This window comes from Bifidobacterium pseudolongum subsp. globosum, assembly GCF_000741295.1.
Lineage (GTDB): Bacteria > Actinomycetota > Actinomycetes > Actinomycetales > Bifidobacteriaceae > Bifidobacterium > Bifidobacterium globosum.
Map to the genome: position 1 here is coordinate 34067 of NZ_JGZG01000012.1, position 26887 is coordinate 60953.

At 65.0% G+C, this 26887-nt stretch carries 21 protein-coding genes and 1 tRNA gene; 17 read left to right on the forward strand and 5 right to left on the reverse strand.

Annotated features, from left to right (window positions below; genetic code table 11):
• The first annotated feature begins 22 nt into the window (after positions 1-22).
• From BPSG_RS07270 to BPSG_RS07280, 3 genes are all read left to right on the forward strand, one after another.
• The gene (locus BPSG_RS07270) at positions 23-460 is read left to right on the forward strand and encodes a holo-ACP synthase (protein ID WP_033502222.1); all 438 of its coding nucleotides are present in this window, start codon (positions 23-25) and stop codon (positions 458-460) included.
• A 112-nt stretch (positions 461-572) separates the two neighbouring features.
• Positions 573-643: transfer RNA gene (locus BPSG_RS07275), tRNA-Gly, on the forward strand.
• A gap of 1272 nt (positions 644-1915) precedes the next feature.
• Positions 1916-2614, forward strand: a complete 699-nt coding sequence (locus tag BPSG_RS07280; RefSeq protein ID WP_026643707.1) for a hypothetical protein — start codon at positions 1916-1918, stop codon at positions 2612-2614.
• A 10-nt stretch (positions 2615-2624) separates the two neighbouring features.
• Here the strand turns inward: BPSG_RS07280 and BPSG_RS07285 are convergent, their stop codons facing one another.
• Complete coding sequence (locus BPSG_RS07285; RefSeq protein ID WP_026643706.1) at positions 2625-3596, reverse strand: lactate/malate family dehydrogenase; 972 nt, start codon at positions 3594-3596, stop codon at positions 2625-2627.
• Positions 3597-3824: 228 nt separating this feature from the next.
• On the opposite strand from BPSG_RS07285, the gene rpsO reads away from it, so the two are divergent.
• The 5 genes from rpsO to BPSG_RS07310 all read left to right on the forward strand — a co-directional run bounded on the left by rpsO (position 3825) and on the right by BPSG_RS07310 (position 11744).
• On the forward strand, positions 3825-4094 hold the full coding sequence (rpsO, locus tag BPSG_RS07290) for a 30S ribosomal protein S15 (protein WP_022858378.1): 270 nt from the start codon (positions 3825-3827) through the stop codon (positions 4092-4094).
• A 260-nt stretch (positions 4095-4354) separates the two neighbouring features.
• Positions 4355-6928, forward strand: a complete 2574-nt coding sequence (locus tag BPSG_RS07295) for a polyribonucleotide nucleotidyltransferase (protein ID WP_026643705.1) — start codon at positions 4355-4357, stop codon at positions 6926-6928.
• 259 nt (positions 6929-7187) lie between these two features.
• Positions 7188-7793, forward strand: coding sequence for a LemA family protein (locus BPSG_RS07300; RefSeq protein ID WP_033502223.1), 606 nt, complete (start codon positions 7188-7190; stop codon positions 7791-7793).
• 33 nt (positions 7794-7826) lie between these two features.
• Positions 7827-10013 carry a DUF2207 domain-containing protein gene (locus BPSG_RS07305; protein ID WP_026643703.1) on the forward strand — a complete coding sequence of 729 codons (2187 nt, stop codon included), beginning with the start codon at positions 7827-7829 and terminating at the stop codon, positions 10011-10013.
• A gap of 147 nt (positions 10014-10160) precedes the next feature.
• The gene (locus BPSG_RS07310) at positions 10161-11744 is read left to right on the forward strand and encodes a DUF2207 domain-containing protein (protein ID WP_051592024.1); all 1584 of its coding nucleotides are present in this window, start codon (positions 10161-10163) and stop codon (positions 11742-11744) included.
• 109 nt (positions 11745-11853) lie between these two features.
• On the opposite strand, the gene nrdF is transcribed toward BPSG_RS07310, so the two are convergent.
• Genes nrdF through BPSG_RS08760 form a run of 4 tightly spaced genes read right to left on the reverse strand, consistent with a single transcriptional unit; the run spans position 11854 to position 15688 of the window.
• Complete coding sequence (gene nrdF, locus BPSG_RS07315) at positions 11854-12819, reverse strand: class 1b ribonucleoside-diphosphate reductase subunit beta (RefSeq protein WP_026643701.1); 966 nt, start codon at positions 12817-12819, stop codon at positions 11854-11856.
• A gap of 35 nt (positions 12820-12854) precedes the next feature.
• A complete protein-coding gene (gene nrdE, locus BPSG_RS07320; RefSeq protein WP_051592023.1) occupies positions 12855-14993 on the reverse strand; it encodes a class 1b ribonucleoside-diphosphate reductase subunit alpha in 2139 nt (712 codons plus the stop codon).
• Positions 14990-15421, reverse strand: coding sequence for a class Ib ribonucleoside-diphosphate reductase assembly flavoprotein NrdI (gene nrdI, locus BPSG_RS08755; RefSeq protein ID WP_026643495.1), 432 nt, complete (start codon positions 15419-15421; stop codon positions 14990-14992). Before nrdI ends, nrdE begins: the two co-directional genes overlap by 4 nt.
• Complete coding sequence (locus tag BPSG_RS08760) at positions 15422-15688, reverse strand: glutaredoxin domain-containing protein (protein ID WP_230473169.1); 267 nt, start codon at positions 15686-15688, stop codon at positions 15422-15424.
• A gap of 314 nt (positions 15689-16002) precedes the next feature.
• On the opposite strand from BPSG_RS08760, the gene BPSG_RS07335 reads away from it, so the two are divergent.
• From BPSG_RS07335 to BPSG_RS07375, 9 genes are all read left to right on the forward strand, one after another.
• Positions 16003-16866: an aldo/keto reductase gene (locus tag BPSG_RS07335; protein WP_026643497.1), complete on the forward strand. Its 864-nt coding sequence runs from the start codon at positions 16003-16005 to the stop codon at positions 16864-16866.
• 54 nt (positions 16867-16920) lie between these two features.
• Complete coding sequence (locus BPSG_RS07340; RefSeq protein WP_026643499.1) at positions 16921-18441, forward strand: peptidase U32 family protein; 1521 nt, start codon at positions 16921-16923, stop codon at positions 18439-18441.
• A gap of 55 nt (positions 18442-18496) precedes the next feature.
• Complete coding sequence (locus tag BPSG_RS07345) at positions 18497-19669, forward strand: purine nucleoside phosphorylase YfiH/LACC1 family protein (RefSeq protein WP_099309738.1); 1173 nt, start codon at positions 18497-18499, stop codon at positions 19667-19669.
• 34 nt (positions 19670-19703) lie between these two features.
• Entirely contained in the window at positions 19704-20441 is a 738-nt protein-coding gene (locus tag BPSG_RS07350; protein WP_051591985.1) for an IspD/TarI family cytidylyltransferase, read from the forward strand.
• A 5-nt stretch (positions 20442-20446) separates the two neighbouring features.
• A complete protein-coding gene (locus BPSG_RS07355) occupies positions 20447-21130 on the forward strand; it encodes a pyroglutamyl-peptidase I (RefSeq protein WP_026643501.1) in 684 nt (227 codons plus the stop codon).
• A gap of 135 nt (positions 21131-21265) precedes the next feature.
• Positions 21266-22858 (forward strand): coiled-coil domain-containing protein, encoded by a 1593-nt coding sequence (locus BPSG_RS07360; protein WP_051591986.1) that lies wholly within the window; start codon positions 21266-21268, stop codon positions 22856-22858.
• Between the two features lie 159 nt (positions 22859-23017).
• The gene (locus BPSG_RS07365) at positions 23018-24355 is read left to right on the forward strand and encodes a C1 family peptidase (RefSeq protein ID WP_414133098.1); all 1338 of its coding nucleotides are present in this window, start codon (positions 23018-23020) and stop codon (positions 24353-24355) included.
• Between the two features lie 169 nt (positions 24356-24524).
• Positions 24525-25658, forward strand: a complete 1134-nt coding sequence (locus BPSG_RS07370; RefSeq protein WP_026643504.1) for a 3-deoxy-7-phosphoheptulonate synthase — start codon at positions 24525-24527, stop codon at positions 25656-25658.
• Positions 25659-25697: 39 nt separating this feature from the next.
• Positions 25698-26887 (forward strand): acyltransferase family protein (locus tag BPSG_RS07375; protein WP_155271906.1); only part of this gene is annotated, 1190 nt, incomplete at its 3' end.

Sequence of the window (26887 nt, forward strand, 5' to 3'; positions counted from 1 at the left end):
TCGGTGTGAGGAGGCGGTCGCGATGGCAATACTCGGCATTGGGCACGACGTGGTGGACGTGCGCGCGTTCGGGGAACAGCTTGAGATGCCGGGTTCGCGGGGGAGGGGACTTTTTTCCGCCCGCGAACTGCGACAGGTGCAGCTGCGCGCCGGACGGAAAAACGACGGCGAGGCCGTGCATCTCGCGGGCAAGTGGGCCGCCAAGGAGTCGGTCGTCAAATCGTGGTGCGCGGCGCTCGGCAGTGGACCGGCGCCGTATACGCTCGACAACACGCCTTGGGCGAGCATCGAAGTGCTCAATGAGGCGAACGGGTGCCCGCACATTGTGCTCGGTGGGGAGGTGAATCAGCGGTTGATGGCGTCGGTCGGCGCGCCGGACGGTGCGGATCTGCGCTGGTTCGTGTCGATCTCGCATGACGGGCCGATTGCGTCGGCCGTCGTCGTGCTGTGCGCGCAGTGACCGCAATTGCCGCGGTTTTCCGTGCGCGGGGCAGGTCGGATGCAATCTGCCGGATTTGCGGATGGTGTGGCGTTGTGTATAATGGCACACGTTGTTTCGCGAGAGACGGCGCGCGGATGTAGCTCAATGGTAGAGCCTCAGTCTTCCAAACTGATTACGCGGGTTCGATTCCCGTCATCCGCTCCGCTAAAACGGCTGATTTCCAACGATTTCAGCCGTTTTTGCTTATGCTGGAACGGTATAACCGGGGAATATAGGCATAATAGGTCGTTTTGTGTTGATTGCGACTTAGCCGGTGCTGTGTGGGCAGTGGATGACCGTTGACGCGCATCGGTGGCTATCACGAGTGGTTTTGGACGGTTATTAGGTGTATCTGTCTGAAATATCAATGCCCTTCCGTTTTTTCGGACAGTTGTGAGGCGTGTCTGTCTCAAAAATCAATGCCGCCCCGTGATTTCGGACAGTTACAGACGGTTGTCATGCTCAGCGGCCCCGGATATGACTTTCGTCAGGGGCGCTCAGAGGTTCGTCGCCCGGCAGCGCAGATCGCATGAAGTAGGTAGCCATGGAGTGCTGCGTACCCCAGCTGATTTGGCTGTTGGTGGCTGGTGAGTAGACGGGAAGTGCGGTATGCCTCGACCGGTTTGGCTGTATGTGACTAGGGGATAGATGTGCAGTACCGCTGGGTGTATCCGGCATAGCTGTTGGTGGCTAGAGGGTAGACACACGGTGCTGCGTACCTCGGTTGATTTGGCTGTTGGTGACTAGCTAGTAGACATAGGGTGCCAGTGGCCGGTGGCTGGGCTATTGGTGGCTAAGGGGGCAGACGCGCAGGGCCGCCGGGGATGTGTTTGGTGGGGTGTAAGCAACTATGGATGGGTGCGGCCAGCTGCGGCGCCAGCGGCTGCGCACGAATTGTACGCAAAAAATGGGGTGCTGCGTACAATCCTTGCGCAAAACGGCTGCTGAGCGTACGAATTGTACGCGGCAGGAGGACGACTGCGTACAATCCTTGCGCAACGGGGCCTGTTTCCGTGCGAATTATACGCAGCTGCTGGAAACTGCGTACAATTCGCACGCGAACAAAGGGGGTGGGGTGTGAAGGGGCACTACAGAGCGAAGGGGTTGGCGCAGTGGGGCATGAGGCGGCCTGCATGGGGCGCTACGGGACACAGGGAACCTTGTACCCACTCCACCCCGCACACGGCCTCCGGCAGCTGAATCGGCGCCTGTGCACCAGGGTTGCGCTAGAGTTGCGGCTAGAACATGGGCCGGCACGCCGCCACCTTGGGCATAGCGCGCCGCCCCGCGCACACAGTCGTACACAGACGCGCACGCACAGCACACGGCGAGCCACAGGAAGGCGGTTGACGAATGCGCACGGACCCGCACACCACAGACGCGCACCACTCGCGGCAGCACACCGGCGACGACCAGACCGCAGCCCCCCTACGCATGCTCGACGAGGAGACGACGGTGCGCAACGAGCCGCGCCCCGCCGCCGCACACCCCACCAGCGGCGCGGATGTGGAGCTCAACGTGGTGTCGAAGCACCCGGACGCCACGATTCCCGAATCGGACATCTCGCTCGCCGACATCGAGCGCAAACGCGCGCACCCGTTGCGCACGCTGTGCTACATCGTGCTCGTGCTCGCCGCGTTGATCCTGCCGTACTGGGCCGGCCGCACGGTTGGCTCGCAGCACACCGCGTGGGTCGTCGAACGCTTCGGCGCCATCGATCCGCGCGCGATCGCACTCGTCTCTTGGTCGGTCACGGTGTTCGCCGTGCTGTCGGTCGTCATGCTCATCATCGACCGGATCAAGGCGCTGTGGTTCACGCTGTTCGTGGTGCTGCTGTGCGTCGAGCAGTTCATCGGCGGCGTGGCGATGCTCCGCTTCGACTTCTGGCATTCCACCTACGTGATCTACGGCAGCGCCGCGCGTGTGGCGAACGCCGCCGATCTGGGCATCATCGCCGCCGGCTTGGCGCTCGCCGTGTTCGCCGTGGTGTGGGTGGGCCTGCTCGTCGCGATCAAAAAAGACTCGCCGCTCAACGTGCTCACGCATGTGTGGACGTCGCTGATCCTGCTGCTCGTCTTCGAGACGATCGCGCTGCTCATCGTGATGTTCGGCGGTCTGCTCACGGTCGTATAAGCACGACCGCTCACAACAGCCTGATGCGGCGCAGATTTTCCTTCACATGCGCGCAGCTCGACTGGAATTCGCGCAGTTCGGCGTCGCTGAGGTCGAAGTGCAGCACTTCCTCGACGCCGTTTGCGCCGATGACGCACGGCAGCGACGTGAAGAAGCCGCTTTCGCCGTAGTCGCCGGTCATGAGCGTCGAACACGGCGTGATGTAATGTTCGTTCGACACGACGGCGCGCACAAGGCGCACGGCGGCGTCGGCCACCGCGAACTCGGTGCACTGTTTGCCGGCGTAGGTCACATATCCGCCATGCCGCGCCTCCTGCTCGACCTGTGCCTCGTCGAATCCGAAGCGCTCCGGCTGTTCCTCCCTGAGCTGCGCGAGCGGCTTGCCGCCGAAGTTGACGGCGCTCCATGCGGCGAACATGCTGCTGCCGTGCTCGCCGAGCATGTAGGCGCAGATCGAATGCTGGTCGTAGCCGGTGGCGCGCGAGAGCGCATATTTGAGGCGGCTGGAATCGAGCGCCGTGCCGGTGCCGATGATGCGGTTCGGGTCCATGCCGGAGAGTTTCCAGATCTCGGTGGCGACGACGTCGCACGGGTTCGAGATGGTGATCCACACGCCGTCGAACCCCGCGTCGGCGATCGGCTTGATGAACGTCTTCGCGGTTTCCGTGGTGTAGAACAGTTCGCCATCGCGGTCCTTGCTCGCGAGGCTGACCTTGCCTGCGGCGTTGACGATGACGTCGCATTCGGCGAGCCGCGCATAGTCGTCGCCGCAGTTGACGAGCGCCACGTTGTGCGGGCAGAAGGCGAGCGAATCGCCCAGATCCTGCACTTCGGCGGCGAGCTTGGCGCTGTGGTCCTCGTCTCCCGAGCACTGCTCCGTCATATACAGTTCGTCGCCAATGCCCTGCAGCACGAGGCTGTTCGCCACGTGCGCCCCCACATGCCCCATGCCGACGATGCCGATTTTCGTAACAGTGCCCATGGTGTTCCTCCTTGATGGTTCGGTTGGATGGTTGCGCACATTGTATGGGCGCTTCTGTTGCGTCCATGCGGGGCGCATGGGCGGCTCGCCGCTCGGTGAACAAAAAGGCCACATGGTGGACGGTCGCAGGGAGTGGGTACACTGTCTCTTTGGCGTGTTTTCGCCCGCGGATAGAGAGCGCTCCGGCACAATGCCGGCGGCACCGCGCAGTGCAATAAGGAGGATGCCGTGGCATTGACGGCTGAAGAAAAGCAGGACATCATCGCTAAGTACGCTACCCATGAGGGCGACACCGGCTCCCCGGAGGTTCAGGTCGCGCTGCTCACCAAGCGCATCGCGGACCTGACCGAGCACCTCAAGGAGCACAAGCACGATCACCACTCGCGTCGTGGTCTGCTGCTCATGGTCGGTGACCGTCGTCGTCTGCTTGATTACCTCAAGGGCGTTGACATCAACCGTTACCGTGACCTGATCGAGCGCCTGGGTCTGCGTCGATAAGTCGTTCTTGAGCCCGAGCCCGGCACAGCCGGCTCGGGCTTTTTGCTGCCGCCGTGAGCGAAGTGGGCCGTGGCCCCGCCCCTCGCACCATGGCTGGTATTACAATGAGGCACTGGTGGAATCACGCGGCAAGCGGTCGGGCTGACCGCCTGCCACAGCGCGCGGACTGCGCGCGACATAATCACGGTCTTGCGGCGCACGAGCCGCGGGCCTGACGAGGATGTTTGTAGGAAACAGAACAAAACAAAAGGAGGAACCCTATGGAGGGTCCCGAAATCAAGGCTGTGGAAGCAGTCATCGACAATGGTTCATATGGCAAGCGCACGCTGCGCTTTGAGACGGGCCGCCTCGCACAGCAGGCTGATGGTGCGGTGGCCGCCTATCTCGACGACGACTCCATGGTGCTGTCGACCACGACCGCCGGCAGCAGCCCGAAGGAGAATTACGATTTCTTCCCGCTGACCGTCGACGTGGAAGAGAAGATGTACGCCGCGGGCAAGATCCCGGGCTCGTTCTTCCGCCGCGAAGGCCGCCCGAGCACGGAGGCCATTCTCGCGTGCCGCATCATCGACCGCCCGCTGCGCCCGCTCTTCCCGCACACCCTGCGCAATGAGGTGCAGGTTGTGGAGACGGTGCTCGCCGTCAATCCCGACGATTCGTACGACATGATCGCGCTGAACGCGGCGTCCGCGTCGACGCTCATCTCCGGCCTGCCGTTCTCTGGCCCCGTCGGCGGCGTGCGCCTGGCTCTCATCGACGGCCAGTGGGTCGCGTTCCCGCGCTGGAGCGAGCGTGAGCGCGCCGTCTTCGAGATCGTGGTCGCGGGCCGCGTGATTGAGAATGGCGACGTCGCGATTGCGATGATCGAGGCGGGCGCCGGCAAGAACGCGTGGTCGCTCATCTATGACGAGGGCCAGGCCAAGCCGGACGAAGAGGTTGTGGCTGGTGGCCTTGAGGCTGCCAAGCCGTTCATCAAGGTGCTGTGCGACGCGCAGAACGAACTCAAGAAGATCGCCGCCAAGGAGACGCGCGACTTCCCGCTGTTCCCCGAATACACCGACGACCTGTACAACCGCATCGACGAGATCGCGCACGCCGACCTCGACGAGGCGCTGTCGATCGCCGAGAAGCTGCCGCGCCAGGAGCGCATCCACGAGATCAAGGAGCGCGTGCGCGAGACGCTGTCCGTCGAGTTCACCGATATGGACGAGGCGGAGAAAGACAAGGAACTGGGCAACGCGTTCAAGGAATTGCAGCGCCAGATCGTGCGCCGCCGCATCCTGACCCAGGACTACCGCATCGACGGCCGTGGCCTGCGCGACATCCGCACGCTGTCCGCCGAAGTGGACATTGTGCCGCGCGTGCACGGCTCCGCGCTGTTCCAGCGTGGCGAAACGCAGATCCTTGGCGTCACGACGCTCAACATGCTCAAGATGGAGCAGCAGATCGACGCGCTGAGCGGTCCGCAGACCAAGCGCTACATGCACAATTACGAGATGCCGCCGTATTCGACCGGTGAGACCGGCCGCATCGGCACGCCGAAGCGCCGCGAGATCGGCCATGGCGCGCTCGCCGAAAAGGCGATTGTGCCGGTGCTGCCGGGCCGCGAGGAGTTCCCGTACGCGATCCGTCAGGTCTCCGAGGCCATCGGTTCGAACGGCTCCACGTCGATGGGTTCCGTGTGCGCCTCCACGCTGTCGCTGCTGGCGGCCGGCGTGCCGCTCAAGGCCCCGGTCGCGGGCATCGCGATGGGCTTGGTCTCGGGCGATGTGGACGGCGAACACGTCTACAAGACGCTCACCGACATCCTGGGCGCCGAAGACGCGTTCGGCGACATGGATTTCAAGGTCGCCGGCACCGCCGACTTCATCACCGCACTGCAGCTCGACACGAAGCTCGACGGCATTCCGGCCGACGTGCTCGCCGCCGCGCTCAAGCAGGCGCATGAGGCCCGCACCACGATTCTCGAAGTGATCAACGAGTGCATCGACGGCCCGGCCGAGATGAGTCCGACCGCGCCGCGCATCGTCACGATCACGATCCCGGTCGACAAGATCGGCGAGGTCATCGGTCCGAAGGGCAAGATGATCAACCAGATCCAGGAGGACACCGGCGCCGAGATCACGATCGAGGACGACGGCACGGTCTACATCGCCTCCGAAGGTGGCGAGGCCGCCGCGAAGGCGAAGGAGATCATCGACCAGATCGCCAACCCGCATGTGCCGGAAGCCGGCGAGACGTACACGGGCAAGGTCGTGAAGACCACGAGCTTCGGCGCGTTCGTCAACCTGACCCCGGGCATCGACGGCCTGCTGCACATCTCGCAGATCCGTAACCTCGCCGACGGCGAGCGCATCGACGCCGTCGAGGACGTGCTCAAGGAAGGCGACACTGTTGAGGTCGTGGTGCAGGGTGTGGACGACCGCGGCAAGATCTCGCTCGCGATCCCGGGCTTTGAGAACCAGGAGTCCTCGGCGCCGCGCCGCGACCGTGATGACCGCCCGCGCCGCGACGACCGCCGTTCCGAGCGCCGCCCGCGCCGCGACCGCGACTACGATGACCGTCCGCGCCGCCGCCACGATTATGACGACGACTACGATGACCGCCCGCGCCGCCGTTCGCGCCGCGATGACGACCGCGACTACGACGATCGCCCGCGCCGCCACCATGAGGACCGCGATGACCGTTCGCGCCGCCGTTCGCGCCGCGATGACGACCGCAACCCGCGTTACGCCGCCGACGAAAACTACGACGAGTACCGTGCCGGCCGCGAGGAGCGTCACGAGCGTCCGCGCCGCCGCGTGCGCCGCGACTTCGACCCGTTCGAGGACTGATCTCGCGTAGCCCATGCACCTGTCTGCTGACAGGGCATGGGTTGCAATGAGCGGCCATGCTGGGGCCCTGTGCCATGATTGTGGCGCAGGGCCTTTTGCGTATCTTCGCAAAGCAATCCGGCGCCGCGCGCGGAAGAGGCGTTGCCCACGAGCTGGACAACGTTGTCAATACCCCGGCGGCGTTATGAGACAATGAAGCCCCAGTATCGGCACGGCACCGCAGTGGCCGGCAATCAGTTGGCAAGGAGATACAAGAATCATGAGTGGTTGGATCATCGCCCTCATCATCATCGCGCTCATCGTGGTGATCGGTGTGTGGATCATCGGCATCTACAACAGCCTCGTCGGCATGCGCAACCGCGTGGGCAACGGCTGGTCACAGATCGACGTACTGCTCAAGCAGCGCGCCGACCTGATCCCGAACCTCGTGGAGACCGTCAAGGGCTACGCAGGGCACGAGTCGGCCGTCTTCACGCAGGTCACGCAGGCGCGCGCCGGCGCGATGGCCGCGGCGAGCAACCCGAACGCGACGCTCGAACAGCGCGCCGCCGCCGAACAGCAGCTGAGCAACGCGATGGTCAACCTGCGCGCCACGGCCGAGGCGTACCCGGACCTCAAGGCGAACCAGAACTTCATGGACCTGCAGGACCAGCTGCGCCAGATCGAGGACAAGATCGCCTACGCGCGCCAGTTCTACAACGATGTGGTGCTCAAGTACAACAACCGCATCATGCAGGTGCCCACCAACATCATCGCCGGCATGTTCCACTTCGTGCCCGCGCAGTACTTCGCCGCCGACGAACAGTCGCGCCAGGTGCCGCAGGTCAACTTCACGAACCCCGCCGCGCCGCAAGTGCGTTCCTGAACCGCACCTGCGCCGCGCCACTAGGAGCGTCACATGAGGACCACCACCAAATCCGCCGTACTGTCACTCGTCATGGGCGTCATCGTCACGGTGTTCGCCATGGGGTTGGGCTACCTGATCGCCACGGAAGGCAATTCGGCGGACCTGACCTACCGTTCGCTCGACTACGATGTGCAGGTCGAAGACAACGGCGACCTGCGCATCACCGAGACGGTGGACATCAAACTCGACAAGCGCGAGGATTCCGACGACAACGTGAAGCCATGGCGGCAGCTGTACCAGACATACCAGCTGAAAAGCTCGAATTTGACGAACATCTCGGACATCAGCGTCAAGAATCTGAGCACGGGCCGCGAGTACACGGAGATCGCGCCGCAGAACCCGAGCGAAATCGGGGCGGGCGAGTGGAACGCGCGCTACGCGAACCACTGGTACATCGCCGACGTGACGTACGGCACCACGGACCCCGATCCGTACGTGCCGCAGGTCGACGGGCTCGACCCCGACGGCTCCGACGAGCGCACGGTGGAGATCGGATGGAACATCCCCGTCACCGAGAAGGCGTCGAGCATGCGGTTCGAGATAGGCATGACCTGGCATGGTGTGAGCACCGCCTACAACGATGTGACGAAGTTCCAGTGGGAGCCGTTCGGCGAGAAGAACCAGACGCCGATCGGCGTGGTGCACGCCACCGTGCGCTTCCCGGCGGGCACGCCCGAAGACGAGTCGTGGGCGTGGTTGCATTACACCGGCAACTCCACGACCAAGCGCATCGACGACGGCCTCGAGTTCACCGCCTACAATGTGCCGGCCGGCGAATTCCTCGACCTCGTGGTGATGGTCGACTCCTCACACACGGTGGGCGTGGAACGCCGCGGCACCGGCGACGCCAAACAGCTCACCCTTGACGACGAGGCGCGCCAGGAGCGCGAATGGCACGAACGCCAACAGCGGCGCGCCATCATCCAGCTCGTCATCTGGATCGTAATCGCCGTGTGCGGTGCGGCGCTGTGCGTGGCCGCGGTCATCAGCGCCGCACGCAGCATCAAGGCCGCCAAGTACACCGGGCAGATCGAATACTGGCGCGAACCGCCGGCGATGAGCCCCGGCGCGGCGGCGAAACTGTACAGTGTGCTCACCGGCAAAGGCGGCGACCTGAAGAACCGGCAGATGGCCGCGACCGTCATGTCGCTCGTGACCAAAGGCGCGATCGCCATCTACCCGGGCAAGGCCGAAACCTACCGCGGCATCGACATGAGCCGCGTCGATTCGGCCGTGCTCGCCGGCATGCTCGCGCAGCAGACGGCCGAAGGCAAGAAGATCGGCAAGACGAGCACCGTGGTGATCAAGCCGCGCGCGCTCGCCCCGCACCATGAGGAACTCAACCTGTGCGAGTCGGAGGAGCGCATGCTGCGCCTGCTCACCGAAGCCTGCACGCGCCTGCATTCGCCCGTGTTCGACCTCAAGCAGATGAGCGATGCGTTCAAGAAGTGGACCGACGGCCACAAAGAGGTCGACAAGTTCACCACCGCGTGCGAGCGCGAACTCGACGAACTGCACGCCACACGCTCGGTGGGCGTGGCCGCGCGCACATGCGGCATCTTCGCGATGCTGCTGGGCGTGTTCAGCGCGATGTTCTTCCTGATCGTCAACAGCAATCTGGCGCTCGCGCTGTGCATCAGCGCCCCGATGACGATCATCGGCAGCGCCGCGCTCGTGATGAGCCGCACGACCGGCATCACCGACGATGGGCAGGAATACGCGGGGCAGGTGCAGGGTCTGGTGCGCTACTTGGAGGACTTCAGCGAGTTCTCCGACCGCGGTGTGCTCGACGTGACGCTCTGGGGCCGGTATCTGGTGTATGCCACGGCGTTCGGCATCTCGAAGAAGGCGATGGAGCAGCTGCACGCCGCCTATCCGCAGATTGCCGACGCCGCGTGGCTCGACGACCATGCCTCGGGCTCCTCGTCGCTGCTGTACTGGTCCACACGCCCGTCCACGATCATCGGCGCTTCGGGCAGTGGATTCGTTGGCGGTGCGATCGGCGGATTCTCGGGCGGCTTCGGCGACCTCGGCACACAGCTGAGCTCCGGCTTCGCCGCCGTCAGCTCCACAATCACGGCCGCGGCGCCGTCGAGCAGCTCGGGCGGCTCGTTCGGTGGCGGCGGTTTCGGCGGCTCGGGCGGCGGCTCGGGCGGCGGCTCATTCGGCGGACGGTGACGGAAGATGGGATCTCATCGCACTGCGCGCGCGGTCATCGCCGCGGCGGTCGTCACGGCGATCACCGCGGCCGTCGTGCTGATCATGGGCTTCGCCTAGCGTGGCGCGGGCGGCAACCGCGCGCAGGTCTCCTACAACGCCGTCGACATGCGCGCGCAGATGCTCGACAACGGCGACCTGCGCATCACGCAGACCTTCGACTACCGGCTGGAATCGCGCGGCACGCCGTGGCGCCAGATGTTCCAGCAGTACACGCTCAGTTCCGACCGCCTGACGACGATCAGCGACATCAGTGTCACCGATCTGACGACCGGCCGCACCTACACACAAGACACCGTGCATTCGCCGGGCAGCTACGGCGATGTGGGCTGGGACAGCACATGCGCCGGCCGTTGGTACATCGCCGACATCACACAGTCGGAATCGCATCCGGACCCTTTTGATCCTGAGCTCGACGCGCTCACCGCCACGGCCGTGGGCGAGCCGGCGCAGACGAAGGACGTGGAGATCGGGTGGAACATCCCCTCGACGCGCTCGGCGAAGAGCATGCGGATCGAACTGGCGATGACGTGGCACGGTGTGGCCACGGCATATGACGACGTGGTGGCGCTCGAATGGGAGCCGTTCAGCGCGCTCAACAGCACGCCCGCCGCACGCGTGACCGGCACGTTCGCATTCCCCAAGGACATCAGCGAGTCGAACTCATGGGCGTGGCTGCACACCGGCGCGGCGAGCGAGACGACGCGCCTTGACGATGGGTCGCTGCAGTTCACCGTGACCGACCTGCCGGGCGGCGAATACATTAACGTCGTCGTGATGGCGGAGCGGCAGCCGACGTCGGCTGTCTCGCGCGAGCAAGCGGGGCGGATGAAGCAGCGCATACTCGAACAGGAGCGGCGGGAGGCGCGGATCGCCAGCAACGCCCGCCAGCGTGAGGCGCGCGGGCGGCTCGTCATCGGGCTCGCGCTGCTGCGCGCGTCCGAACGCATTGGCCTGCCCGTGTTCGACTTCGGGCAGATGCAGGCCGCGTTGAAGGATTGGCGCCAAGGCTACGCGTGGCTGCGTGGTTTTGAGGATGCCTGCAATGCGGAATACCAGGCGTTGCACGCCACCGTGCCGGTCGGTGTGGGCGCGCGCATGCTCGGGGGCGCGGCGATGATCGCCTCGTGGCTCACCGCGTTCATCTACACGGCGGCGGTGGGGCAGATTGCGCTCGCGCTTGTCATCTCGCTGCCGTTGCTGTTCGCCGCCACGTTCGCCGTGGCGATCAGCCCGAGGCAGGCGTTCACGGCGCAGGGCGAGGCGTATGCGGACCAGGTGGGCGGCCTGATGCGCTACATGGAGGATTTCAGCGAATTCGGCGACCGCGGCGTGTTCGACACTGTGCTGTGGGGTCGGTACATGGTCTATGCGGCGGCCTTCGGCATCAGCGACAAGCTCATGGAGCAGATGGAGCGCGCCTACCCGCAGCTCGCCGACCCGGAGTGGGCCAATGTGCACACGTCCAACGACAGCTTGGTGTATTGGTCTGCGCGCCGCCGCGCCACGCGGGCGCGCGGCGGCGCTTTTGGCATGCATGGCATGCATGCAGGTGGGTCGTTCGGTTCGATGGTCTCCAACAGCTTCTCGTCGGTGGGTTCCACGATCCGCGGCGCGATGCCGCAGTCGAGTTCAAGCGGTGGCCACAGCGGCAGCCGTCGTTCCGGCGGTGGGCGCGGCGGCGCACGGTAGGAGTCGCGCACTTTTGTGCGTGGCCATGAAAAAGTGGGAGCTGCAGCTCCCACTTTTCGCCTATATCCCCTCGAACACCTTCCACTTTTTGCCAAGGCGCAAAAAAGTGTCAGAAGTCCCAGTCGTCATCGTCGGTTTCTTCGGCCTTGCCCATCACATATGAGCTGCCGGAGCCCGAGAAGAAGTCGTGGTTCTCGTCGGCGTTCGGTGAGAGCGCAGCCAGGATTGCAGGATTCACGTCGCACGCCTCGGACGGGAACAGCGCGGGGTAGCCCAGGTTCATCAGGGCCTTGTTGGCGTTGTAGCGCAGGAACTTCTCCACGTCGCCGTTCAGGCCCACCGGGTCGTAGAGCGAATGCGTGTACAGCACCTCGTTCGCGTAGAGCTCGTCGAGCAGCGCGTACGTGTAGTCCTCCATCTCAGCCTGCCTATGGTCAGTGGCCAAGGCGAGGCCGCGCTGGTATTTGTAGCCGATGTAGTAGCCGTGCACGGCCTCGTCGCGGATGATCAGGCGGATCACGTCGGCGGTGTTGGTGAGCTTGGCGTGCGAGGCGAAATACATCGGCAGGTAGAAGCCCGAGTAGAACAGGAACGACTCGAGCAGGGTGGACGCGACCTTGCGTTTGAGCGGGTCGTCGCCCTCGTAATAGTCGAGCACGATCTGCGCCTTGCGCTGCAGGTGCTCATTGCGCTCGCTCCAGCTGAACGCCTCGTCAATCTGCTCGCTCGAGCACAGCGTGGAGAAGATCGACGAATAGCTTTTCGCGTGCACCGACTCCATGAACGCGATGTTCGTGTAGACGGCCTCCTCGTGCGGGGTCAACGCGTCGGGGATCAGGCTGACCGCGCCCACTGTGCCTTGGATCGTGTCGAGCAGCGTCAGGCCGGTGAATACGCGCATCGTGAGTGTGTGCTCGGCCTCGCTCATCGCGCGCCAATCGGGGATGTCGTTCGAGACGGGCACTTTCTCTGGCAGCCAGAAGTTGCCGGTCAGGCGGTCCCACACCTCGAGGTCTTTCTCGTCGTCGAGTCGGTTCCAGTTGATCGCGGTCACGCGGTCGATCAATGCGGTCATGATGGGTCCTTTCACAGGTCGTCAGGTGGATTGGCTCAGAGCATGCACGAGACGCAGCCGGCCACTTCGGTGCCTTCGAGCGCCTGCTGGCGGATGCGGATGTAGTAGAGTGTCTTGATGCCCTTGCGCCACGCGTAGATCTGCGCCTTGTTGATGTCGCGCGTGGTGGCCGTGTCGGGGAAGAACAAGGTCAGCGAAAGCCCTTGGTCCACATGCCGGCTCGCTTCGGCGTAGGTGTCGATGATCGCCTTCCAGCCGATTGCATAGGCGTCCTGGTACAGGTCCAGGTTCTCGTTCGTCATGTATGGCGCGGGGTAGTACATGCGCCCGATCTTGCCCTCTTTGCGGATCTCGATCTTCGAGGCGATCGGGTGGATCGAACTCGTGGCGTGGTTGATGTACGAGATCGAGCCGGTCGGCGGCGCGGCCTGCAGGTTCTGGTTGTACAGCCCGCTTTGCAGCACCGCGCGCTGCAGGTCCGCCCAGTCTGCGGCTGTGGGCAGCGCCACACCGAAGCGCGCGAACAGCTCGCGCACCACCGGCGTGCGCGGCTCGAGCGTTTCGGTGCCATTTACATATCGGTCGAAGTAATTGCCCGCGCCGGCCGGCTTCGCGTAGGTGGAGCGCTCGAAGCCGCCGAACGCGCGGCCGCGCTCGCGCGCGAGCTCGTTCGACGCGCGGTAGGCGTGGTAGGCGATCGCCATGAAATAGCAGTTCGTGAAGTCGAGCGCCTCGGACGAGCCGTACATGATGCCCTCGCGCGCCAGGAACCCGTGCAGGTTCATCTGCCCCAGGCCGATCGCATGGCCCTCATCGTTCGCGCGGCGGATCGACGGCACGGAGTCGATTTGCGTGGCTTCGGCCACTGCGGTGAGTGCGCGGATCGCCGAGCGCACACTTGCCGCCAGGTCGCCGTCCATCGCCTTCGCGATGTTGAGCGAGCCCAGATTGCACGAGATGTCGCGCCCCACGTGTGCATAGCTCAGATCGGTGTTGTAGGTGCTCGGCTCCTGCACCTGCAGGATCTCGGAGCACAGGTTGCTCATCGTGATGCGCCCGTCGATCGGGTTCGCGCGGTTCGCGTTGTCGGCGAACAGCAGGTACGGGTAGCCGGATTCGAACTGCACTTCGGCGATCGTGGTGAACAACGCGCGCGCGTCGATCATGGTGCGGCGGATGCGCTCGTCGGCGAGCATCTCGTCATAGTGCGCGGTGATGTCCACATCGGCGAACGGCATGCCCATCACGCGCTCCACGTCGTAAGGGCTGAACAGCGCCATCGGCTTGCGTTCCTTGGCCAGCTGGAACGTGATGTCGGGAATCACCACGCCCAGCGCGAGCGATTTGATGCGGATCTTCTCGTCGGCGTTCTCGCGCTTGGTGTCGAGGAACTTGAGGATGTCGGGGTGGTGTGCGCTCAGATACACGGCGCCGGCGCCTTGGCGCGCGCCGAGCTGGTTCGCGTAGCTGAACGAGTCCTCGAGCAGTTTCATGACCGGCACCACGCCGCTCGACTGGTTCTCGATGTGCTTGATCGGCGCGCCCTCTTCGCGCAGGTTGCTCAGCAGCAGTGCCACGCCGCCGCCGCGTTTGCTCAACTGCAGCGCCGCGTTGATGCCGCGCGCGATCGACTCCATATTGTCTTCGATGCGCACGAGGAAGCAGCTGACGGCCTCGCCGCGCTGCGCTTTGCCCAGGTTGAGGAACGTGGGGGTGGCGGGCTGGAAGCGCCCGAGCACGATCTCGTCGAGGAACCGCTCGGCTTCCTCTTCGTTTCCTGCGGCGAGCGCGAGCGCCACAGCCGCGGCGCGCTGCGTGAAGTCCTCGAGGTAGGTCGCGCCGTCGAATGAGCGCAGCGCGTACGATCGGTAGAACTTGAACGCGCCCACGAACGTGGCGAACTCGTGGCCCAGGCCGGCGGCGCGCGCGTAGAACGCGTCGAGGAACTCGGGGGAGTATTGCTCGAACACGGCGCGCTCGTAATAGTCGTGGTCGATCAGGTATTGCAGGCGTTCGGTTGTGCTGCCGAATCTCTGGGTGTTGGGATCCACGTGCGTGGTGATGAACGCGCGCACGGCGTCGCGGTCTTTGTCGAACTGTATGCGCCCGTCGCTGCCGTACAGATTGAGCATGGCGTTGAGCGCGTGGTAGTCCTGCTGTGGGTTCTGGGTCATGGCTGGTCCTGTGGCTGGGTGCGGAAGAACTCGATGAGTCCTTTTCTTACGGCGCGCACGTCGGCGCTTGTGCCCATGAGCTCGAAGCGGTACATGAGCGGCACATGGCATTTGCGTGCGATGATGGGGCCGGCGGCGGCGTAGGCCGTGCCGAAGTTCGTGTTGCCGGCGGCGATGACCCCGCGGATCCATTGGCGGTTGGCGGGGTCGTTGAGGAACCGCTTGACCTGCACCGGCACGGCTTTGCCGGCCTCGCCGCCGCCGTATGTGGGGCAGATCAAAACAAATGGCTCATCAATGTGCAGGGCATCGTCGGCGGCGCGCAGCGGGATGCGCGCGGTGTGGATGCCGGCGCCTTCAAACGCGCAGTGCTCCACGAAGCGCGCCGTGTTGTTCGACGCCGACGAGAAATAGACGACGGCGGCCATTTACTGAAGCAGTCCCTGGATCTTGTCGGGGCGGTAGCCGCTCCAGAAGTCCTGCAGCTCGGAGCCCTTGCTCACCATGACCACCGGCGCCTGCGTGAAGCCGGCTTCCTGCAGCAATGAGATGTTAGCCTCATTGATTTTGATTTCCCTGTAGTCCAGACCTATGCGGTTGAGTGCGCGCTCGGTGGCGGCGCACTGCTGGCAGTTGTCCTTGGTGTAGACGGTCACGTGCAGTGTGTGTGCGGTTTCCATGGTGAAAGTTGTCATGTGACCACCATATCTTGTGTCTGACAGTCAGTTAAGTCACTAGATGCAGTAGTTGGGCCTGTGAGCAACGCCACAGTGTGCCGCAAATCGGTGTGGTGGCCGGTGCGCCGGCTATTGGCTCGGATGTGTCTATGTGGGATTTATCACAGGACCCGCCGCGCACTTTTTTCCGGGCCGGAAAAAAGTGCGCGGGACACACCGGGGCTTGACACGATAGTGCGCGCTGGAGCGCGCACTATCGCGGGGCAACCCAAAAATGTGGGGAGGCTGCTACCGTGGGGGCAGCATCACAATGGCCACCATAAGGAGAACAGATGGTACTGCACCGCACAATGGGCCCATTCGACACCACGGCGATCGGCCTGGGCGAAATGCCGCTGACGATCGAGAACAACCTTGGTCCCAACATGGGCGTGGAGACGATCCATGCGGCCCTCGACGCCGGCTGCCGGCAGATCGACACGGCTTGGGCCTACTACTGCTCGGGCGGCGAGGAGCAGACCGGCGAAAAGCTCGTGCGCGACGCCATGGCCAGCTGGAGTGGTCCCAAAGACGAGGTGCTCATCGCCACCAAGGTGGGCCACTACCGTAACTTCACCGATGGCAAGCCCACATGGGCGGTCGACGGCAGCCCCGAGAACCTGATCCGCCGCGCCAAGGAAAGCGCCCTCGCGCTCGGCGTGGACACGATCGACCTGCTGTACTTCCACCGCCCCGACCCGCGCATCCCGTACGGCGAGTCGATCGAGGCCATCAAGCAGCTTGTCGACGAAGGTGTGGCCCGCGAGGCCGGTGTTTCCAACGCCTCCATTGAGCAGATGGACATCGCCCATGAGATCCTCGGCAACAAGCTGATCGCCGTGCAAAACCAGTTCTCGCCGATCTACACCGAGACCGCGGACACGCTTGAGCACGCGGCGCGCATCGGCATCAGCTTCGTGTGCTGGAGCCCGCTCGGCGGTTTCCGCAAGCCGAAGGACGAGTCGAAGTTCGACCCGTTCCGTGCGATTGCCGACAAGCGCGGCGTGAGCTACCAGCAGGTCGTGCTTGCCTGGGAGCTCGCCAAGGGCGACCATGTCTTTGTGATCCCCGGCGCACACCGCCCGGCCACGATTCTCGACAGCCTCAAGGCCGGCGACCTGGAGCTCACCCCCGAAGAGCTCGCCACGCTGGGCTGACCCAACTGCCGGAGGTGGGGTCAGCCGCACCTGCCTGTACACTGGTCGCCTGTGATCAAACGTCGTTCCAAACCCGAAGTACTGGCACCGGCCGGCAATCTGCGCGGCCTCATGACCGCCGTGGACTACGGCGCCGACGCCGTCTACTGCGGCGGCAAAGCCTTTGGCATGCGCTCGGCGCCGCGCAACCTGAGCCTCGACGACTTCACACAAGGCGCGCGCTATGCGCATGAGCGCGGCGCGCGCGTCTACGTGACGCTCAACATCCTGCCGCGCAACAACGAGATCACCGCGATCGAACGCTACATCGAGCAGTTGCGCGGCACCGGCGTCGACGCACTGATCGTCACTGACATCGGCGTGCTCATGATGGCGCGTCGCATCGCACCCGAACTCGAACTGCACGTGTCCACGCAGGCCGGCGTCACGAACTACGCCGCCGCCAACGCGCTCTACGAACTCGGCGCGCGCCGCGTCGTGCTCGCGCGCGAGATGGACCTGCAGGCGGTGCGCGACATCCGCGCCAACATTCCCGACGACCTGGACATCGAGACCTTTGTGCATGGCTCGATGTGCATGGCGTTCTCCGGCCGCTGCCTCATCTCCAATTACCTGACCGGACGCGACGGCAACCATGGCGAATGCGCGCAGCCGTGCCGCTGGAAGTATTCGCTCGTAGAAGAGAAGCGGCCCGGGCAGGTGTTCCCGATCGAGGAGACCGCGCAAGGCACCTACCTGTTCAATTCGCAGGACATGAACATGATGGAACACCTCGACGACCTGATCGATTCGGGCGCCACGAGCCTCAAGATTGAAGGCCGCTCCAAGAGCGCGTATTATGTGGCGGCCATGACGAACGCCTACAAGAGCGCAGTCAACGAATACATGGTGCAGCGAGGCTTCGAAGACGCCGAGGGCAACGAGCTCAAGCCGTTCCGCGACCGCGTCATCCGCGCGGGCGAAGAAGGCACAGAAGACGACGGGCCCGACTCGGTCACGCTGCATGCCGACGAGGCGTTCGCCGGCATGCCGAACTGGGACAGCGCGGTCGACGAAGGCGAGCTGTCGAACCGCCAGGCGCGCCGCACCGGTCTGGAACGTCAGGCCGAATACGCCGAAGACGCCGGTTGGAAGCACGCGGGCGTGCACCCGGCCCCGCCCGTGGAGCTGCCCGATTGGCTGCGCGAGGAGCCGGGCAAGGTGGCGCACCGTGACTACAGCACCGGCTTCTACTACCCCGAGCAGAAGGTCACACAGAACACCGACCGCAGCGCGTATTTCCGTGACTGGCTCGTGGTGGGCGAGGCGCTCGAATGGACGCCCGAAGACGGGGGCAGGCTCACGATCATGAGCCGCAACAAGATCGAACCGGGCCAGCTCGTCGAGATCCTGCTGCCGGGCGAGGCGCCACTGCAGTATGTTGTGCCGGCTGAAGGCCTGCGTGACGCCGACGGCGGGCCGGTCGCGCTGATCAACCATCCCGCGCACGTGTTCTCGCTGCCGATGCCGGTCGAAGTGCCCGTCAACGCGGCGCTGCGCTCACGCACCAAGCGCCCCACGCTCAAGGCCGAATGACGCCCGCCCGCAGCGAACATGCGCGCGCGCCGGTGGAGCGGCTACAGTGGGCGGTATGAGTGCACAAGAACCATCGGCGCAGTCCGCCGAACCACAGCAGAACAACCAACCCGCCGACCACAAGCCAGTGCAGATCAACATGCAGGACCTGCTTGAGGCGGTGCAGTCGCTCGGCAAGAAGACCGTGCAGCAGCAGGACGAGGCCGCGGCGAAGGCCGCGCAGTACGACGAGGCGATCCTCGACAGCTCCGCGATCGAACCGACCGACAGCGAAGGCAACCCGATCCCGGTGACGATTCCGATTGTGCTCGCGCCGAACATCACCGTGGTCTACACCACGCGCTTGGGTGGCGCCAGCACCGACGAGTGGGCGCATTTCAATCTGGGCGGCAAATCCGGCGACGTGCCGGACCATGTGCGCGCGAACCGCGACGCGCTGGCGAACGAACTGCACGCCAAGCTCTCGCTCATCAACCAGGTGCATTCGGGCGATGCCATCGACATCGACGAACGCTTCGAGCCCAACCGTTCGTTCGGCTTTGACGCTTCGGGCACGCAGGAGGCCGCGCCCGTGGACGACGTGGAATCGGTGGACGGCACCGTGCAGATCATCGAAGGCGACGCGCAGGTGAGCACACAGACCGGCATCGCGCTCGGCGTGTTCGCCGCGGACTGCCTGCCCGTGCTGCTCGCCGACCCCGTCTCCGGCGTGATCGCGGCCGCGCATTGCGGTCGCAAAGGCCTCATGGAAGGCGTCATCGGCTCCACGGTGGAAATGATGAAGGCCAAGGGCGCCGACCCCGCGCACATCCTGGCCACGCTCGGCCCCGCGATCTGCGGCGACTGCTATGAGACCGGCGACGAGATCGCCGACGCGTTCGACGCGAGGTTCCCGGGCACGTTCACGCTCACGCGCTTCGGCGGCCCGGGCATCGACATCAACAAGGCCGCGCTTATGGCGCTCGAGCAGGCCGGCGTGAGTGCGAGCCACATCTATTCGTCGCAGCCGCGCGTCAACGCCGCCACACAGTACCTCGCGCAGGACGCCGAACTCGAGCAGCTGTGCCGCGAGGACAACGAGGGCGATCCACAGCTCGACGAGCGCATCAAGCACATCCGCCACAGCATGTGCACGCTCGAAAACCCGCTGTGGTTCTCGCACCGCCGCGCCCAGCTCGCGCACAAGGCCCACGAAGGCCGCATGCTCGCGCTGATCGTGCGCCACTGACCCATATGTTTATTGAATTAAGTAAGGAATCACAATGACTACCGCACAGACCACCCCGGTCGTGGCCGTGGTGCTCGCCGCAGGCTCGGGCCTGCGGTTCGACCCGGCCAATCCCAAACAACTCGTCTCGCTCGCCGGCACGCCGATCGTCGGCTGGAGCATCGCCGCGTTCGAACGCAACCCGCGTGTGACCGACATCCTCGTCGTCGTCAACGCGCAGGTGCGCCAAGCGGTGGAACAGCTCATCGCCGCCGCCGGCTACACCAAGGTGCAGGCTGTGATCGACGGCGGCGCCGAACGCTCCGACAGCACCGAGGCCGCGCTGCGCATGCTCGCCGACCATGGCGTGCCCGCAGACGCGAAGGTGCTCATCCACGATTCGGTGCGCCCCTTCGTCTCACAGGCCCAGATCGACGGCTGCATCGACGCGCTCGACGAGTTCAAGGCCGCCACCGTGGCCTGCCCGTCGACCGACACGATCCTGCTCACACAGGACCTGGGCGACCGCGAAACCGTGGTGCAGGTGCCGGAGCGCCGCCATTCGTTCCGCGCGCAGACCCCGCAGGCCTTCCGTTTCGAGACGATCCGCACCGCCTACGGCTTGGCCGCCGACGACCCGGATTTCCGCCCGACCGACGACACCCGCGTGGTGGTGGACTACCTGCCGAACGAGCCCGTCGCGATCGTCGGCGGCTCGCCGCTCAACATGAAGGTGACGACGCAGGACGACATGCCGTTCGCGCAGCTGATCGCCGGTCGTCTGGCGGAGTGATGCCCATGCAAGAACTGTCTGTTGTTATCTCGGGGTTTGACCCATACGAGGGCATCGCGGTCAATCCCGCGCTGATCGTGCCCGACACGCTCGCCGAAGAGGGCATCGCCGTCGACCCCAACGATTTCGAGGACCCGCTGCACGGTGTGGATGTGCGCATCCACGCCGTGCACATGCCGGTCAGCTTCGGCAAGGCATGGCCCATGCTCAACGAGACGCTCGACCGCGTGCACCCGCACATCGTGATCGCCACCGGCCTCAAGCAGGCCGCGCGCGGCATCCTGCTTGAACGCTGCGCGATCAACCTCAAGGACACCACGCGCCCCGACGCCGACAACGTGATTCCCGGCCAGCGCCTCATCGACGAGGGCGGACCGGCGGCCTACTGGACCGGCCTGCCGTTGCGCGCGATCCTCAACGCGTTCGCCGCCGACGACATCCCCGCGTCCCTCAGCTCGGACGCCGGCACGTTCGTGTGCAACGCGTTGTTCTACCACCTGCAGGCCTGGGCCGCGCGCCAGCCGAGGCCGACGATGTGCGGGTTCGTCAACCTGCCGCCCGTCAACGAACAACCGCACCCGCAACACGGCCTGCCGCTGGCCCAGCAGATCACCGCCGGGCGCGACGTGGTGCGCGAGGCGGCGCGCTACTACAAGCGGCCCATGGGCCCCGACATCCTGATTCCGTAGCGCGCGCCGGCGCCCGCGCGGTTGCGCTCAATGTGAGTTCCGCGCGTGGTGCGGCGTGGCGTACGCTAAAGTGCAGAGAAGACGCACTCATGCACCAGTTGTGCGTGGGGGAATTGCCAACGAAAGGAAACGACTATGGTGGAGCGGTTCCCGGTCGTGCTGCGAGGGTACGACAAAGAACGCGTGGACGAAGCGATGCTTGCGGCGCAGACCACGATCGACCGCCTGCGTGAGCAGGTCAAGGCCGGAGACGACAACGTGCTGCAGCTGCAGGCCCAGCTGCAGGAAGAGAAGAACCGCAAGGCGAGCACCGACAACACCTTCGCCTCGCTCGGCGCCAACGCGCAGCAGATGCTCGCGTCGGCCGAGCAGACGAGCACGGAGCTGCTCGAGCGCGCCAAGAAAGACGCCGCATCCGCGCGTGTCGAAGCGCAGTCCCAGTCGCAGACGCTGATCAACAACGCCAAGCTCGACGCCCAGCATCTCGTCGACGACGCGCAGGCCAAGGCGGACACGCTGCTCAAGAACGCGCAGAACGAAGCGCAGACGATCATCACGAGCGCCCAGCAGGAAGCCGCGCAGCTGCGCGCGTCCACCGCGAAGACGGTCAAGGAGCAGCGCCAGACGCTCGACCTTGAGCTCACGAACTCGCGCGAAGAGCACAACAAGCGCCTCGCCTCCGAGCGCGCCACGCAGGAACGCGAACTGTCCGAGCAGCGCGCCGAGGCCACGGCCACGATCGCGCAGCAGCGCAAGAGCGCGAATGAGGAGATCACGCGTCTCAAGAGCGAGACGAACGACCAGATCGAATCGGCGCTCGCCGACGCCAACAAGAAGCTCGCCGACGTGCGCGAGCAGGTGTCGAAGCTCATGACCGAAGCGCAGCGCAAGGCCGGCGAGATCACCGACGCCGCGAAGTCTCAGGCGCAGGAGATCACCGATTCCGCCGAAGTGAACCGTACGAAGACGATGAGCCAGGTGAACGCGGAAGTGGAGCAGATCCGCGCCGACATCGCTGCCCAGCAGGACGAGGCCACGCAGAAGGTCTCCGAACTGCTCGGCCACTTGGAGGAGCGCCGCGCACAGGCCAAGGAAGAGGCCGAGGCGCAGATCGCCGAAGCCAAGCAAATCCGCGAAGACGCCGACACGTACGCCGCGGACAAGCGCAAGGAGGCCGACAAGACGGCCGCCGAGATCGTCGACAAGGCGAGCCGCGAGGCCGCCGCGCAGATCGAGGAGCGCCGCAAGGCCGCACAGACCGAGCTCGACGGCCTGCACAAGCGCATCGGCGAGCTGCAGAGCCGCGAGGCCGACATCACGCAGCGTGTCTCCGAACTGCGCTCGATGTTCGCCAACGCGTTCGCCGGCTTCGGATTCGGCATGGACAACCAGCATTCCACCGATTCGATGTCGGTCGTCAACGCGTTTGTGGAAAGCGACAACACCGCGGACGGCGATCAGGACGACGACGTGCTGATTGACAACGCGGAGGAACCGGCCCAGCCCGCGGCCGCGCCGACCGTGCCGCCGCTCGACGCGCCGGCCGCCGACGCCCAGGAGGGCGACCATGACCAAGCCGCCGAAACCGAAGTGATCGCCGTGGCCCAGGAGAACGACCGTTCGATGGTCTCCGAAGGCGCCCCCGTGTTCGACCAGCGCGACAACCAGGTGGTGGACGACGAAGACGGCGCGATCAACGACGACACCCAGCTGTCCAGCGACCAGTGACCGCATTCCGGTAACAACAAGGTCCGGTCCCACGCTTTGCCGTGGGGCCGGACCTTTTGGTACGTACGCCGACTGTGCCACGGGCGCACACGCACGTCTGGGAGTACCCTTGTGCATTGGTATTGATTCACCACCCATATGCATGGAAAGGAACCCGTTTTGCCTCAGCTCAAACCCCTGTCCGCCAACCGACTCGACACCCTGCGCCACGACTTCGACGCCAACAAGTCCAACCGCATGGCCATGAACGCGGTCACGACCGCGGGCATCAACAACGTGGCGCGCAACTACGACCGCGCACGCCTGCTACAGCGCCGGTTCTCGACCGTGGTAGACAACGGCGAGGCCACGCATCAGGACCATTCAGGCCGCTGCTGGCTGTTCAGCTCGCTCAACGTGGCGCGCTTCGTGGCCAAGAAGAACATGAACCTCAAGGAATTCGAATTCTCGCAGAACTATGCGATGTACTTCGACAAGCTTGAGCGCATCAACTACTTCATGCAAGACATGGCCGGCCTGATCCGCGCGGGCGAGCCGGTCGACTCGCGCCTGTTCCAGCACATGCTGCACGACGTGATGGGCGACGGCGGCCAGTGGACGATGGCCATGAACATCTACAAGAAGTACGGCGCCGTGCCGAAGAGCCTCTTCCCGGAAACCGAATCGTCAAAGAACACCTCGGAGATGAACACGCAGCTGCGCCGCCTGCTGCACACCGCCGTGGCGCACATGCAGGACAACCCGAACGAGATTGACGAGATCATCGCACGCACGGTGGAGGACGGCCACCGCATGCTCACCATCCACTTGGGCGAGCCGCCGAAGTCGTTCCACTGGGAGTGGACCGACGCCGACGGCGTGTTCCACCGCGACGGCGAGATCACGCCGGTCGAGTTCTGGAACAAGTACGTGGGCAGCGCCGACCTGGACAGCTACGTGTGCCTCGTCGACGACCCGCGCAAGGAGCACGCGAAGGGCACGAAGATCGGCATCGAGCACCTGGGCAATGTGGCGGGCGGCGACCCGACCGAATACCTCAACGTGCCGATCGAGTTCATGAAGGACTGCGTGCGCACGATCCTCGTGGAACAGGGTATCCCGGTGTGGTTCGGCGCCGACTGCCACCCGATGATGGACCGCCAGGACGGCGCGTGGGCCACCGACCTGTTCGAATACGGCGAGGTCTACGGCGTGGAATTCGACATGGACAAGGAGCAGCGCGTGCGCTTCGCCGACTCCGCGATGAACCACGCGATGGCGTTCGTGGGCGTGGACGTGGACGACGACGGCACGACGACGCGCCGTTGGCGCGTGGAGAACTCGTGGGGCACGAAGATCGCCGACAAGGGCTACTTCACGATGGCCGACGACTGGTTCGACCAGTACGTGTTCGAGGTGGCAGTGCCGAAGGCCATGCTGCCCGAGAAGTACCGCAAGGCGCTTGGCGAGCCGGCCACGATGCTGCCGGCATGGGACCCGATGGGCGCCCTCGCCTGAAACCCGCCCTCATGGGGTTTCACCCCGTGTTTCACGCGGCCGCGCCCCGCGCGCATGGAGATTCTGGAACGCCGGTAGTCAGGTCAACTGGGTTGTTTTACACTGGGTATCCGGTTTCGACCGCGCGCGGCTGGCGCGCCGCGGCGCACAGACAAGAGGAGACAGACAGATGACAGCACTGCGCGGGCCTGACAGTTCGCAGGACGCACTGCTCGACGAGCATGCGGTGGTCCCCGAGACCGTGGACGTGAACATACGCCAGCTCGACCCGATTCCGGCGCCTCGCTATTTCATCAAGGAACTGCCGCTGACCGACGCGATGCGCGACCTCGTGCTCGACTCGCGCAGCCAGATTCGCGACGTGCTGCACGGCCGCGACGACCGCCTGCTCGCCATCGTCGGCCCCTGCTCGATCCATGACCCGAAGGCCGCGCACGACTATGCGATGCGCCTTGCCGCGCTCAACCGCGAACTGGGTGACCGCCTGCTGATCGTGATGCGTGTCTACTTCGAAAAACCGCGCACTACGATTGGGTGGAAGGGCCTGATCAATGACCCCGACCTCAACGGCCGCTTCGACATCCGCAAAGGCATGTGGCTCGCGCGCAAGGTGCTCACCGACGTGCTTTCGCTCGGCCTGCCCGCCGCCACCGAATGGCTCGACCCGATCACCCCGCAGTACCTGTGCGACCTGATTAGCTGGGGCGCAATCGGCGCGCGCAACACCGAAAGCCAGGTGCACCGCGAGCTCGCGAGCGGCATGAGCATGCCGATTGGCTTCAAGAACGCCACCGACGGCTCGATCAAGCCGGCCGCCGACTCCTGCTTCTCGGCCGCCAACGAACACCACTTCCTCTCCATCAATCTGGATGGCCAAGTGATCTCGGCCGAAACGAAAGGCAACCCGGACTGCCACCTCGTGCTGCGCGGCTCGAGCGCCGGCCCCAACTACGACCCCGTCTCGGTGGCCCGTGCCCTCGACGACCTCAAGGCCTCGAAGGCGGCCGGCCCGAGCGACCACGGCCTCATCATCGACGCCGCGCACGGCAACTGCGGCAAGGACGAAGTGGTCGAAGCGCAGGTGATCGAAGACATCGCCTCGCGTGTGGCCGCCGGAGAACGCGGCATCCTGGGCATCATGATGGAAAGCTTCCTCGTGGGCGGCCATCAGGATCCGGCCCCGCTCGACCAGCTCGTCTACGGGCAGTCGGTGACCGACGCCTGCGTGCCATGGGACCGCACCGAACAGGTGCTGCGCAAGCTCGCTGACGCCGTGGCCACCCGCCGTGCCGCCGCCGAGTAAACGCACCAGCACCATCCACACCACTATTGAGGGGGCGTAATGCCGCGAATCGTTGTGAGCGGTGTGCCAACAACCGCGAGCCGCCATATCGCCGTCCTTGACGGCATGCGCGCGCTCGCGATCATCGGGGTGATTGGCTACCACACGCGCCCCTCACTGCTGCCAGGTGGGTTTCTGGGCGTCACGCTGTTCTTCGTGGTCAGCGGGTTCCTGCTCACGCGCAGCATGGTCAATCTGTTCGAACGCCTGCGCTTCTCGTACCCCCACTTTCTGCGTGGCCGTGTGCGCCGCCTCTGGCCGAGCGTGCTCGCCACCATCGCGGGCACGGCGATCCTCGTGTACTGCATGGCGCCCTCCCTGCTGCCCAAAGTGCGCGGCGACGCGCTGCCGAGCGCGCTGTTCTACAGCAACTGGTCGTTCATCTTCCGTAAACTCTCGTATTTCCAAGCGGCCGGCCTGCCTTCACCGCTGACGCACCTGTGGTTCACGAGCCTCATCATGCAGTTCTATGTGCTGTGGCCGTTGCTGTTCGTGCTGATCTTCCAACTGTGCCGTTCGCGCGCCGCGCGCGCCGCTGTCATCGGTGCGCTCGCATTGGCGTCGTCGCTCGAGATGCTGCTGTTGTATACGCCCGGGCAAGACACCTCGCGCATCTACTATGGGCTCGACACGCGCGCCGCCGAACTGCTCGTCGGCGCCGCGCTCGCCGTGCTGATGCACCGGCACGCGGGCCGGCAGGACGACGAGTTCGCGCACGACCCGCCGCACTGGCAGTTCTTCAGCCGCACGGTGCATGTGCGCGGGCGCGAACTGCGCGTCACAGGCCAGCAGCTCGTCAACGCGCTCGGCTTCGCGCTGCTTGTGGTGTTCTGCGTCTGCTTCGCTGTCGTCGACCCGCAGTCGGCGTGGCTCTACCGCGGCGGCTATCTGCTGTTCGCGCTGCTCGCCGCCGCCATGATCTGGGCGGGCATGCACTCGGGCGTGTTCATGCGCGCGATGGGCGCCAAGGTGTGCAGCTACATCGGGTCACGCTCGTTCTCGCTGTATCTGGTGCACTACCCGCTGCTCATCGTGCTCAATCCGGCCACGCGCACCACGCCGCTGCCATGGTGGGGCTATCTCGGTCAGTTCGCGCTCATCCTGGCGGTGGGCGAGGTCTTCTTCCAGCTCATCGAGGCGATGCGCGGCACGCCGTGCCTGCCGTGGCTCACCCGCGCCGCCGAGCCCGC